At 49.8% G+C, this 14,665-nt stretch carries 2 protein-coding genes and 2 pseudogenes; all 4 read right to left on the reverse strand.

Annotated features, from left to right (window positions below; translation table 11 throughout):
- Positions 1-2,055, reverse strand: a 2,055-nt coding sequence (locus tag KIH86_RS30300) for an SDR family NAD(P)-dependent oxidoreductase (RefSeq protein ID WP_456094032.1), incomplete at its 3' end; no start/stop codon positions are given.
- A pseudogene (locus KIH86_RS30305) lies at positions 2,029-6,405 on the reverse strand (beta-ketoacyl synthase N-terminal-like domain-containing protein); the annotation flags it as partial. The pseudogene KIH86_RS30305 and the gene KIH86_RS30300, both read right to left, overlap by 27 nt.
- 279 nt (positions 6,406-6,684) lie before the next feature.
- Positions 6,685-8,862 (reverse strand): annotated as a pseudogene (locus KIH86_RS30310) (SDR family oxidoreductase); the annotation flags it as partial.
- 2 nt (positions 8,863-8,864) lie between these two features.
- Positions 8,865-14,665, reverse strand: a 5,801-nt coding sequence (locus tag KIH86_RS27820; protein ID WP_407672364.1) for an SDR family NAD(P)-dependent oxidoreductase, incomplete at its 5' end; no start/stop codon positions are given.

The raw sequence follows: 14,665 nt of genomic DNA on the forward strand, positions 1-14,665 counted from the left end.
CCTCCCCGAAACCCCAATGATGGCAATGTCGCTTGCCTCATTCCCTTTCTCGGCGGGAGATCCAGCAGGAGATTCAGTATATGAAGCAAACCGTTTGCGTCTGTGGTTCTTAGGCGCAATTCTCACACTGTTCATCCCACTGTCTTCATCCGGAATCATCGTTGTTGTGACTTTTTCTTCAATCCCCAAGAGGTTCTGCAACTGCTCCCGGTGCATCTCAAGAAAATATCTGGCTAGCTCCTGAATGTTCTGGTATTCAAAAAACAAGGTTTTCGACAAGGAACCGAACACTTTTTCCAATTGATTCGTTAATTGCATAACCATGATCGAATCGANAGGCAGCTTGATGACCGAGGATAGTATTTTCTTTAAATAATTCACGGTTTTTTCGTGAAGGAGCTCTTCCCCGGCTGTTACTGCTCTTGGGCTATCCTCTGTGGAAGAAGTCATGCTCGCATTCTCAATTCGATATCTCTTTATGAGGATATCGCCGTATTTTTCTATCAAATAATCCGTCATGAGATGAAGCGTTGAGTAGTCAAAGAATAAGGTTGGGGCAACGTCAAATGAGTATTCATCATTGAGCCTATTGGAAAATTCAGCCACGGTGATCGGATCAAATCCATATTCGGTCAGCGCTACGCTAGCATCGATATTCGCCTGATTGACCTGAAGTAATTCGGCCGCAATTCGGATTAGATCGGTTTGCACCTGATTTTGTAAGTTGTTAGGGGTCTTTTCCGGCTCCTGTTCTGCTAAACCGCTGATCGATTGTACGGAAGCAGGTTTGATTTCCAACAACTTTTGCCTCATTTTAGCAACATGGCCTTCCATTACCATGATCTGGCCCTTCCCGGATGCCATACTCTGATATAGAGCCTGGATGCCGGTCTTGGTGTGCATAGCCATCATTCCGGTATTGTGATCCATCAGCTCTTTATGTTCTTGGTCAACACTCATTCCGCCCGCTTGCCACAGCGGCCAATTAATGGATATCGTCCGCCCCTGGCGCTTTCCTCCGGCCACCAACAGGTTGCGGTAATGGGCGTAAGCATCCATAAAGGCATTGGCGGTTGCATAGTCGGCCTGCCCTATATTCCCCAATCTTCCTGCCAACGAAGAAAAGAGAATGAAAAAGTCCAATTCCACATCCTGACTCGCCTGATCCAGGTTCTCTAATCCGGCGACCTTGGGAGCCAATACTTCCACGAATTCTTCTTTTGTCTTTTTAATGATGAAATTATCCTTAATCACTCCGGCGCTATGAATAATGCCATGAATTCCTCCGAATTGTTCCTGTAGGCTTCGTATGAAGGCGGTCACTGCTTGCTTATCCGTTACATCGACCTGCCGGTACTCGATATGTGCACCCAGCTGTTCAAGCTCCTTCAACTGGGCTTGTCTCGCCTTATTTAGCGCAGATCGGCCGGTTAACACCAGCACCGCTCCCTGGACCCGATGGGCAATCTCTTCGGCCATTAACAATCCCAAGCCGCCCATTCCCCCGGTAATTAAATAAACCCCCTGGTCTTTCCAGGGGAGTTCGACGATTTCCGGCTGCACCTCTATTTCCTTCCACCCGGCAACCAGCCGCTTGCCCGACTGGTAGCGAATATGACGCTCGCTGCTGCCGCTGCTGGTTTCCAGGACCTCTTTCAGTCTGTCCGGCTCTTCATCCGCTTCCACTTCAATCAATTGGCCGTGCAATTTGGGATTCTCAATCTGTGCGGTTTTCAAAAGTCCGAGCAAACCGGTGAACAGCTCCCGTTCTCCTTCATTCGGGACCGCAATTTGAATCCAAACCTCTTGCTTCGGCTTCTCCTTGATGAGGCTCTGAATTTCTTCAAAGACCCGGGCCGCATAGCTCTGGAAGCGTTCCGCAATACCGGGCTGCGGGGATTGCAAGCTGACGCAGCGCACTCCTTTCATCCGATCTTCCAGCGCTTCCGAGGTAACACGGCCCAGTTCGCACAGAATAATCAGGTGTTGAGCATTAGCGGCGATACCCGGACTTTGGCGGGCAGTCTCTTGTTCTTCCCAGACGGGTTCCAGCATCAATAGCCCTGGAGCTGCCTGGGTTTCGAGCGAACTTGTCTCTCCCCCCAGTACCCGGGATGAAAGCTCCTTCATCCGAATGCAGACATTGCCCTGCTCATCGCATAGATCAAGATCTAATTTCCGGACCTGGTCCCCCGCTTGACTGGTACTGCTATTCCGAATCCAAGCCCACATCTTCGGCGTGCATGGGCCGATTATTTCGATCTCCCGCAAGGCAAAGGGCAATGCCGCCTTCCTTTCTTCGCTGTCCACCCGCAGCCCGAGCGATGCCTGGAGCGCCGCATCCATGATGCCGGGATGGAGAACATATTGCTCCTCGGTATCCCGGACCGACATCGGCAATGACAACTCTGCCAATACTTGCTCTTCCCCCCGATACACCTGCTCAATCCCCTGATGCCCCGGTCCATACTCGATTCCCATCGCCCGAAATGCCTCATACACCGCTTCGGATATGAGACGTCCTTGATGGCACTCCTCCTGAAGGGCCTTCAGATTCAGCACCAGTTTTCCTGTCGCCGGACTGAGGGTGGCTCTGCCCTGGCTGTATACAACCGATTCGCCAGGACCGGCTTCATCCTCACGGTATATTTCGTAGGCAATCTCTCCGTCATCTTCCGGATACAGCCCGATATGCACCCGAAGCGGTTGTTCCCCCACCACGATCGGCTGTGACCATACCACATTTTTCAGCCTGATGACGGCTCCGTCTTTTTCTCTTGTTGCCTCTGCCACCGCCGCACGCGCCATCTCCAGATAGGCGACCCCCGGCAGAACCCGTTGTCCGTTCACCACATGATCGGTTAAGAAAAACTCTTGTCCTGTTAAGGTCGTGCTAAATCGCTGCTCGGTCAGGTCGGACGTATTTTGCTGCACTAACGGGTGGATCACGGTACCGGTTATGGCTGCCGCCAAGCCGCCGGTGATTCCAGTCTCGCTGTCCGGAACCCAGTACCTCTCTCTGGCAAAGGGATATGTCGGCAGGCTGATTCGATGCGGCTTGATGCCGGGATACAGCCGGTTCCAGTCCAGGTTCAATCCTTTCACCCAGACATCCAGCAGCTTTCCGTATTTCCTCTTACTTATCCAGGCATCTATCGTATGGACCATGTCTTCATCTGCAGTGAGGACGGCCATCGTCTCCTTATTACGCTTGACCTGTCCCCGGTACAGGTCTTCGATATCGCCTTTCCCTTCCAGAAAGCCGGTCAGCTTGTCCTGAAGTTCCTTCAGGGAACTTACAATGACAGCCAAACGTTCTTCCATCGCTTCCCGCCCCACCTGGAGCGTATAGGCGATATCGTTGACCTCCTTTTCGGTGAAGGCTTGCTCTTGAATGGCGCCTAGCAATTGCCGCACTTGCGCTTCCAGGCGTTCCTCACTCTTCGCCGACAATACGATCATGGCCGGATGATCGGGACTAACCGCAGCCGTTTCCCGTTCTGCGGAAATATACTCTTCGATGATCACATGGGCATTGGCGCCGCCGGCTCCAAAGGAGGAGACCCCCGCCCGTCTCGGATATTCTTTGACCTCTCCATTGGTTTCGATCCGCGGCCGCTTCCATTCCGTCAGTTCCTGCTGCACCACAAAAGGCGTTTCCTTAAAATCTATATTCGGATTCAGCATCTTCGAATGGAGCGACGGCGCAATTTGGCCGTTCTTGAATTGCAGTAGCACTTTGGTTAATCCTGCTATTCCGGCTGCGCCTTCACAATGCCCGATGTTGGACTTCACCGATCCGATTGCGCAAAACTGTTTATCCGCCGTATCCTTCCCAAAAGCCCGGGTCAATCCGGTAATTTCGATCGGGTCTCCCAAGACCGTTCCGGTTCCATGGGCTTCCAGGTAACTGATGGTCCGCGGATTCACTCCGGCTTCCTTCAAGGCTTGACCGATTAAACTTCCTTGCGCATTGGGGCTGGGAACCGTATAGCCGTTGGTCTTTCCTCCATGATTGATGGCTGTGCCTTTGATAACCCCATAGATCTGGTCGCCATCTGCGATCGCTTTCGACAGCGGCTTCAGCAATACGGCCCCGACTCCCTCGCCGTCAACAAAGCCATCGGCAAGCCCTCCAAACGACTTGCATTGATCCGTTGACGAGAGCATCGTCTTTCCCGATAGTCTCATATAATGAACGGGATCAACGATTAAATTGACTCCACCCACGATTACACATTCACTGTTGCCGCTGGACAGGCTCTCCAAGGCCAAATGGATCGCTGTCAACGAAGAGGAACAAGCTGAATCCACAGCCATGCTCGGACCTTGAAAATTAAACAAGTAAGAAACCCGGTTAGCAATTGACCAGTAGCTGTGACCTGACGGATAATTTCCATTCATAACTCCAACAAATACGCCAACTTTACGGCTATTGCAAAGATTATCCGTTGTGTACCCGGCATCTTCAATGCTGGCATAAGCTACTTCAAGAAAGAGCCGCTCCTGAGGGTCCATTTTCTCGGCTTCGGCTGGGGAAATATTGAAAAACAATGGATCGAATTTATCCATATCTTCAATAAAACCTCCCCATTTCGTATAGATTGACCCCTTTTTCCCCTTCTCGGCATTATAATATTGTCTCCAGTTCCAGCGCTCCCCGGGAATTTCGGAAATACAATTCTGCCCCGCTTTTAGTCGATTCCAAAAATCATGCATGTTACCAGCCCCCGGGTAACGCCCCGAAAGACCGATTACAGCAATGTCTTGAACCGCCGGAATTGTTGACTCCGGTCTTGTCCATTTCCGATCCCCGATTTGGCGGAGACGTCTTGATTGTTTCATCCCCGTCTGAATATGCATTGATGATACCGGGACGTATTTGTTAGCGATACTCGTGCTCTCTTTATCAACATCTTTTTGCTCTAAACCTGCTAATTCAACCAATGACTCCTTTTGAGTTTTCAGGAAATGTTCTACTAAAGCATCAATGGTTTGATATTCGAAAAACAAGGTACTGCTTACATTACTAAACCCTTTACGCAAGTTATTCGTCAGCTGCGTAACCAAAATCGAATCAATTCCATACTTTTCCAAAGGCTCTGTTGAATCTATCTTATGGCTGGGCAGCTTTAGAGTTTCCCCAACTATTCTTTTAAAATACGAGGTGCTTCTCTCCCGCAGTAAATCCGAGGCAACTTCTCCCGTTTGTTCCTGGGGAGCTTTCGATTGAGGCGCATCCGAACCTAACACGAGCTTCTCTGCGCTTGTGTTTACCGGCTTAGCCTTTGAATGAATCTGCTGCTTATGCCGCACAACTCCGTTACTTTCAGCTGCAATAATCTGAAACCCCGAATCATGTTCGGCTTGAATTGGAAAGTGAACCGATGTATAGCCCTCATTTTCTAAAACCTTGCGCCAAGCTTCAGAAGTTAAGCCGGGACATCCTGGAATGCGTAAGTCCGGGTCTTGATAGCGCCACCATCCTTCTAAAAGACCGAAAGTCAAATGGGTGAATAGCGAATTCCTGCTTATTTCGTTTAATATTAGCAACCCGTTTTTCCGTAGGACTGCTTTAATATTACGCAACGTTTGCCGAATATTTTGGGTAGCATGCAGTACATTCGCAGCAATGACGATATCATATTCACCGATCCGAATCCCTTGACCGGCGGCGGGTTCCTCCACGTTGAAAAGTCGGCATGTCAGATAAGGGTTGCTTGGTCCATATTCTTGTTCCGCATGCATTAAAAACGCCTTTGAGATGTCTGTATAACAATACTCCTGGATATGCTCCCGATAAGGAACAAGTTTCCGAAGGATTACGTTGCTGGTTCCCCCGGTACCTGCTCCAAGTTCAATCAGGCGAATTCGCGCAGACGGATTTTGCCGCAACCGTTCTTCAATATTCGCAATGATCATATCGGCCAACGCGCCGTTAAAGTAATCCGCAACCAGGTTATTTTTGTATATTCCTTCCACCAATTTCAACGAGGAATTAGGAAACATAATATCTGTAGCAAGTACGCTGCCGGTAAGAATCTCCGGTAACGCCTGTATTGTTTGTTCTACCAAATTCACTTGAGCTTTCAGATTCGGATGCTCCATCCATGCACTCTTCTTTTGAGACCACTCTCGCCATATGGAGTCCATGTCCATCAAGGTTGATTCATTGAACGCGTCATGTTTTTCAACTAACCGCAGATAATGGTTCTTCTCCAGTACGGCGAAGCTTTCTTCCAGCCAGCGTTCATATATGCTCAATAATCCCGTTCTCGTCTTGATGTCGTGAATATTCAAATCTCTAGTCATTAGCATTCCCATCGATTGCAGTTGACCCAATAGCAGTCTATGGAGGACACTCTCCATTTCTTGCATCGCTACGTTTTCCGAAGCGCTCAACACCTCAATCTCTAGGCCTTTGTTTGGCGTGTTATTCAATATTTTTTCAAGTCTTGATTCCGAATGATCCGGATCGATCGCAACCCATTCCGCCGTTGGTTCTATTTCTTCTAAATCAATGGATTTTGTAGTTTTGATCAATCCCATTTGGTCAAGCGGTCCTGTCAGAAGTGTCTCCAAAGCTGCCATGGCTTCCGGCGGTTCGATCGATCCTATGCCCGCCAGTTCCATTCGTTCCCGATAAGCTTTTGAAGCGACAATTCCGAAGCTCCCCCAATATCCCCAATTGATCACTTTCACTGCACATGGCCATTCCAGGGATAGTTGATGGGCAAAAGCATCCTCGAATGTACAGCCGGACGCATAGTTGCTTTGTCCCGAAGCTTTTGTAAATGCGTTGAACGAAGAGAAAAACATGACAAAATCCAATGGTTCTTGTTGAAAAACTTGAGCGATATGTACACTTATATCAACTTTAGCCGAAAGCCCGGCCAAGAATTGTTCTTCTTCCATTTTATCCAGACTATGGTCTGATAGCACGAGTGCAGAATGAATGACTCCATGAATCCGGGTATATTTCCGCCTAATTTCTTCATAGGCTTGTTGCAATTCCTTCCGATCTGTCGCATCGGCTGCCATGTATTGCGGTGTTGCTCCCAAGCTTGCAAGCTTATCTAGTTTAGCTTGAATCCGTTCATCCTTTTGCCGTCTGCCAATCCAAATGACCTGTGCCTGATAAGTGCGAATCATGTATTCCGTCCAGATTTCGCCAATCCCGCCTGCGCCTCCGATTACTACATAGACGCCTTCATTCCTGTATGAGGTTTGGACCATTTTAACGGGTTGGATAGTAAGCAACTTCTGCCGATACCATTCCCGGCCCCGGTATGCCATGGGGTTTCCGCGGGGGTCCCACGGCAACTTGAACATTTCATCAATCGGCCACTTGCAATCCTCTTCGAAATCAATTATTCGTACTCTCCAATTCGTATATTCCTTAGCCATCGAACCGATTAGCCCGCTAATCCCCGCATGAATGGGGTTTGCCTGATCATTTTTATGAATTGGTTGAGACTGTGTGGTGATCACAGTCCAGTTCATATTTTTTTCACCGTATCCTAATTGCAGCAAGGCTTTAATCATTCTGAATATCGGGAGGATACTTCGGTTCTGTTCTTCAATCAAGGAGTCTTCGATTATGGAATTTAATGAACGATAGGGAGCAATCCATATCATATGATCTGCCGTTCCATGCGGCTCAAGTTGTTGGGTGATTTCGTCTATATGATCATTCAATCCAATTTCAAGAATATGTGCATTTGAAAAGTATTGCTTGATGGCGTTTTGCTGATCCGCATTCCCTCCAACGATCAATACCCGTTCATTGGAGAGCGAAAAAGCTTGACCTGATTTTGTCGAGATGACATCCCATACAGGTGTTACCATCATAGTCCCTGAGGCAACTGGCGACATGTCGTCGTTCTTAAGCTCTCCCCCCAATACCCGGGATGAGAGCTCCTTCATCCGAATACAGACATTGCCCTGCTCATCGCATAGATCAAGATCTAATTTCCGGACCTGGTCCCCAGCTTGACTATTCGAGCTATTCCGAATCCAAGCCCACATCCTCGGCGTGCATGGGCCGATTATTTCGATCTCCTGCAAGGCAAAGGGCAATGCCGCCTTCCGATCTTCACTGTCCATCCGCAGCCCGAGCGATGCCTGGAGCGCCGCATCCATGATGCCGGGATGGAGAACATATTGCTCCTCGGTATCCCGGACCGACATCGGCAATGACAACTCTGCCAATACTTGCTCTTCTCCCCGATACACCTGCTCAATCCCCTGATGCCCTGGTCCATACTCGATTCCCATCGCCCGGAATGCCTCGTACACCGCTTCGGATGTGAGACGTCCTTGATGGCATTCCTCCTGAAGGGCCTTCAGATTTAGCACCGGTTTTCCTGTCGCCGGACTGAGGGTGGCTCTGCCCTGGCTGTATACAACCGATTCGCCAGGGTCCGCTTCATCTTCACGGTATATTTCGTATGCAATCTCTCCGTCATCTTCCGGATACAGCCCGATATGCACCCGAAGTGGCTGTTCCCCCACCACGATCGGCTGCGACCATACCACGTTGTTCAGCCTGATGACGGCCCCGTCTTCTTCTCTTGTTGCCTCCGCCACCGCCGCGCGCGCCATCTCCAGATAGGCGACCCCCGGCAGAACCCGTTGCCCGTTCACCACATGATCGGTTAAGAAAAACTCCCGACCTGTTAAGGTCGTGCTAAATCGCTGTTCGGTCAGGTCGGACGTATTTTGCTGCAATAACGGATGGAAAAAATCAGATTTATCGCTAACAATTCGAGTATTAAATTGACGCAGCAAGTCTAAAGCTTCTGCTTTCAACAATCGCCCGTTTTTTACCTCAGTTAGAACGTACTTTAGAAAACTATCCATAACTAACCTCCCATAACTTCTTTTACTTTCCGAACCGCTAGATCAACGCTAATAGAATCATCTATTACTTGATCAATTAATTGTTCATAAAAGTCATCATCCCATCGAACATAATTTTGCGATGATATGGAAGTAGTTTCTGATTGTTTCATCCTTTCTGGAACCCAGTACCTCTCTTTGGCAAAAGGATATGTCGGCAGACTGATTCGATGCGGCTTGATGCCGGGGTATAGCCCGTTCCAGTCAATGCTCAATCCTTTCACCCATGCATCCAGCAGCTTTCCATATTTCCTCTTACTTATCCAGGCATCTATCGTATTGACCATGTCCTCATCCGCAGTGAAGACAGACATCGTCTCCTTATTACGTTTGACCTGCCCCCGGTACAAGTCTTCGATATCGTCTTTCCCTTCCAGGAAACCGGTCAGCTTGTCCTGGAGTTCCTTCAGGGAACTCACGATGACGGCCAGACGTTCTTCCATCGCTTCCCGCCCCACCTGGAGCGTATAGGCGATATCGATGATCTCCTGTTCGCTGAATGCTTGCTCTTGAATTGCGGATAACAATTGCCGCACTTGCTCTTCCAGGCGTTCCTCATTCTTGGCCGACAATACCATCATGACCGGATGATCGGGACTAACCGCAACCCTTTCCCGCTCTTTGGGGATATATTCTTCGATTACCACATGGGCATTTGCCCCGCCGAATCCAAAAGAACTTACCCCGGCCCTGCGAGGCACATCTTGGCCTTTGGCATCTTGTATGGATTTCCATTCTTTAGTTTCTTGTACAATATAAAAAGGGCTGTCTTGAAGTTGAATATATGGGTTAACAGTTTCACAATGAAGGCTTTTAACCAGCGTTCTGTGTTTGATTTGCATTAGTACTTTTATTACTCCGGCCACACCTGCAGCCAATTCCAAATGACCAATATTCGTCTTCACCGAACCTAATCCACAATAAGCATCCATGCTCTCGGAATCTCCAGTGGTCTGAGATAACTCCTTAAATGCTGTTTTCAAACCGCTGATTTCAATCGGATCACCAAGTTCAGTTCCTGTTCCGTGGGCTTCGATATAGGTAACAGTTCTTGGATCAATACCAGCCTTCGTGTACGCCATTTTCAACAGTTCAGCTTGTGCTTTCGGGTTAGGCGCCGTCAAGGAATTTGCCCGTCCCCCATGATTTTCGGATGTACCCCGGATCACACCGTAAATATGATCGCCGGCTTGTTCCGCATCCCCTAACTTTTTCAGAAAGAGCATCCCTACTCCTTCCCCTCTCACATAGCCATTGGCGCGGTTTGAAAAAGTCTTACACCGTCCATCCTCACAGAGCATTCCAGCTTTGTTGAAGCTAATATAAGGCTCCGGCGTCACGAGCGTGTTAATTCCTCCAACAATCGCCATCTCACAGTTTCCGGACTCAATGGCGTTCACTGCCCGGTGGATCGCTACCAGTGAGCTCGAACATGCGGTTTCGACGGGCTCGCTTGGGCCATGAATATTCAGGAAATAACTCATCCGATTCGGTCCCATCGAAGCGACTGCACCGGTTGAACTGTATCCTTCGATGGACACCTCCGCCTGGGATATTAATCCGCTGTATCCACTATTGGCCGTTCCGACAAATATTCCGGTTTGGGTTCCCGAGAGGCTTTGAGCTGAATATCCCGCATCCTCAATCACCTTCCAAACATAAGTCATCAATAAGCGTTGCTGCGGATCCATAAGTTCAGCTTCCCGCGGCGATATCCCGAAAAACAGCGGGTCAAACTCAGCGATTCCTTCAATAAAACCACCCCATTTAATATTGGTTTTATTGGCTTCTTTAGCTGGATCACCAAAATACTTACGCCAATCCCAGCGTTCTTCTGGAATCTCGCTGATACAGTCCTTCCCTGCCGCCAGATTACTCCAAAATTCATTCAAATCCCCGGCCATAGGAAATGCTCCACTAATGCCTACAATTGCAATAGGTTCCGAAGCTTTGGGCTTCGATTGGGGTGCGGATTGGGTATGGGTTCCAGCAAACCGCGAGCGCTGTCTGTTATCGGAAAGCAGTTTGATTTCAGTTATGTTCTCTTTCCCTGACGACGGAACCGTAATATGAGATATTACAGCAAATTTACTTACCAAAGCAGCTTGGTGTTCTTGGATCAAGTATTTTGCAAAGCTATCCAGGGTGGAATATTCGAAAAATATTGTTGGAGTAAGTTCTAGTTGATATTCCTGGTTGATGATATTGGTATATTGAGTAAATGTTATCGAATCAAACCCGTATTCATTCAAACCAACATCTGAACTAATATCTTCGCTCTTGACCTTCAACAATTTTGACATAATCTGTACTAAGGCTTTCTGTACTTTATCAAGCAAGTTATTCGTGAAGCCGCTGACCGGAGATGTGGGTGTATTAGAAGCTTCTTTCGATTCCGGCGTAGCGGGTGCCGAAAGCAGTTTTGGCTTCATTTTAACCAGGTTTCCTTCCATCACCATGACCTGTTCTCTTCTCGATGCCAGGCTTTGATACAATGCACGGATTCCTGTCTGAGTCTGCATCGGGATCATCCCTGTGTTCTGTCTCATCAACTGTTCTCGTTCCTGGTCAACACTCATTCCGCCCGCTTGCCACAGCGGCCAATTGATGGATATCGTCCGCCCCTGGCGCTGTTTCAATCGAACCAGTTCGTTGCGGTAATGGGCGTAAGCATCCATAAAGGCATTGGCGGTTGCATAGTCGGCCTGCCCTATGTTCCCCAATCTTCCTGTCAACGAAGAAAAGAGAATGAAGAAGTCCAAGCCCACATCCTGACTCGCCTGGTCCAGGTTCTCTAATCCGGCGACCTTGGGAGCCAATACTTCCTCGAATTCCTCTTTCGTCTTTTTAATGATGAAATTGTCCTTAATCACTCCGGCGCTATGAATGATGCCGTGAATTCCTCCGAATTGTTCCTGTAGGCTTCGTATGAAGGCGGTTACTGCTTGCTTATCCGTTACATCGACCTGCCGGTACTCGATATGTGCACCCAGCTGTTCAAGCTCCTTCAATTGGGCTTGTCTCGCCTCGTTGAGCGCAGATCGGCCGGTTAACACCAGCACTGCTCCCTGGACCCGATGGGCAATCTCTTCGGCCATTAACAATCCCAAACCGCCCATTCCCCCGGTAATTAAATAAACCCCCTGGTCTTTCCAGGGGAGTTCGACGATTTCCGGCTGCACCTCTATTTCCTTCCACCCGGCAACCAGCCGCTTGCCCGACTGATAGCGAATATGACGCTCGCTGCTGCCACTGCCGGTTTCCAGGATCTCTTGCAGCCCGTCCGCCTCTTCATCCGCTTCCACCTCAATCAATTGGCCGTGCAATTTGGGATTCTCAATCTGTGCGGTTTTCAAAAGCCCGAGCAAACCGGTGAACAGCTCCCGTTCTCCTTCATTCGGGACCGCAATTTGAATCCAAACCTCTTGCTTCGGCTTCTCCTTGATGAGGCTTTGAATTTCTTCAAAGATTCGGGCCGCATAGCTCTGGAAGCGTTCCGCAATACCGGACTGCGGGGATTGCAAGCAGACGCAGCGCACTCCTTTCATCCGTTCTTCCAGCGCTTCCGAGGTAACGCGGCCCAGTCCACACAGAATAATCAGATGTTGAGCATAAGCGGCGATACCCGGACTTTGGCGGGTAATCTCTTGTTCTTCCCAGACGGGTTCCAGCATCAATAGCCCTGGGGCTGCCTGGGCTTCGAGCGAACTAGTCTCTCCCCCCAGTACCCGGGATGAAAGCTCCTTCATCCGAATACAGACATTGCCCTGCTCATCGCATAGATCAAAATCTAATTTCCGGACCTGGTCCCCCGCTTGACTATTCGAGCTATTCCGAATCCAAGCCCACATCCTCGGCATGCATGGGCCGATTATTTCGATCTCCTGCAAGGCAAAGGGCAATGCGGCCCTCCGATCTTCGCTGTCCATCCGCAGCCCGAGCGATGCCTGAAGCGCCGCATCCATGATGCCGGGATGGAGAACATACTGCTCCTCGGTATCCCGGACCGACATCGGCAATGACAACTCTGCCAATACTTGCTCTTCTCCCCGATACACCTGTTCAATCCCCTGATGCCCTAGTCCATACTCGATTCCCATCGCCCGAAATGCCTCATACACCGCTTCGGATGTGAGACGGCCTTGATGACATTCCTCCTGAAGGGCCTTCAGATTTAGCACCGGTTTTCCTGCCGCCGGACTGAGGGTGGCTCTGCCCTGGCTGTATACAACCGATTCGCCAGGGTCCGCTTCATCCTCACGGTATATTTCGTAGGCAATCTCCCCGTCATCTTCCGGATACAGCCCGATATGCACCCGAAGCGGTTGTTCCCCCACCACGATCGGCTGTGACCATACCACGTTGTTCAGCCTGATGACGGTCCCGTCTTTTTCTCTTGTTGCCTCTGACACCGCCGCGCGCGCCATCTCCAGATAGGCGACCCCCGGCAGAACCCGTTGCCCGTTCACCACATGATCGGTTAAGAAAAACTCCTGTCCTGTTAAGGTCGTGCTAAATCGCTGCTCGGTCAGGTCGGACGTATTTTGCTGCACTAACGGGTGGATCACGGTTCCGGTTATGGATGCCGTCAAACTGGCGATTCCAGTCTCGCTGTCCGGAACCCAGTACCTCTCTCTGGCAAACGGATATGTCGGCAGGCTGATTCGATGCGGTTTGACACCGGGATACAGCCGGTTCCAGTCCAGGTTCAATCCTTTCACCCAGACATCCAGCAGCTTTCCGTATTTCCTCTTACTTATCCAGGCATCTATCGTATGGACCATGTCTTCATCCGCAGTGAGGACGGCCATTGTCTCCTTATTACGCTTGACCTGTCCCCGGTACAGGTCTTCGATATCGTCTTTCCCTTCCAGGAAGCCGGTCAGCTTGTCCTGAAGTTCCTTCAGGGAACTTACAATGACAGCCAAACGCTCTTCCATCGCTTCCCGCCCCACCTGGAGCGTATAGGCGATATCGTTGACCTCCTTTTCGGTGAAGGCTTGCTCTTGAATGGCGCCTAGCAATTGCCGCACTTGTACTTCCAGGCGTTCCTCATTCTTCGCCGACAATACGATCATGGCCGGATGATCGGGACTAACCGCAACCGTTTCCCGTTCATCGGAAATATACTCTTCGATGATCACATGGGCATTGGCTCCGCCGGCTCCAAAGGAGGACAGCCCTGCCCGTCTCGGGTATTCTTTGACCTCTCCATTGGTTTCGATCCGCGGCCGCTTCCATTCCGTCAGTTCCTGCTGCACCACAAAAGGCGTTTCCTTAAAATCTATATTCGGATTCAGCATCTTCGAATGGAGCGACGGCGCAATTTGGCCGTTCTTGAATTGCAGTAATACTTTGGTTAATCCCGCTATTCCAGCTGCGCCTTCACAATGCCCGATGTTGGACTTCACCGACCCGATTGCGCAGAACTGTCTGTCCGCCGTATCCTTCCCAAAAGCCCGGGTCAATCCGGTAATTTCGATCGGGTCTCCCAGGACCGTTCCGGTTCCATGAGCTTCCAGGTAACTGATGGTCCGCGGATTCACTCCGGCTTCCTTCAAGGCTTGGCCGATTAAACTTCCTTGCGCATTGGGGCTGGGAACCGTATAGCCATTGGTCTTTCCTCCATGATTGATGGCTGTGCCTTTGATAACCCCATAGATCTGGTCCCCATCTGCGATCGCTTTCGACAGCGGCTTCAGCAATACGGCCCCGACTCCCTCGCCGGGTACATATCCGTCGCCGCCTTCCCCGAAGCTTTCAC

The organism is Paenibacillus sinensis, from assembly GCF_019904155.1.
Lineage (GTDB): Bacteria > Bacillota > Bacilli > Paenibacillales > Paenibacillaceae > Paenibacillus_AQ > Paenibacillus_AQ sinensis.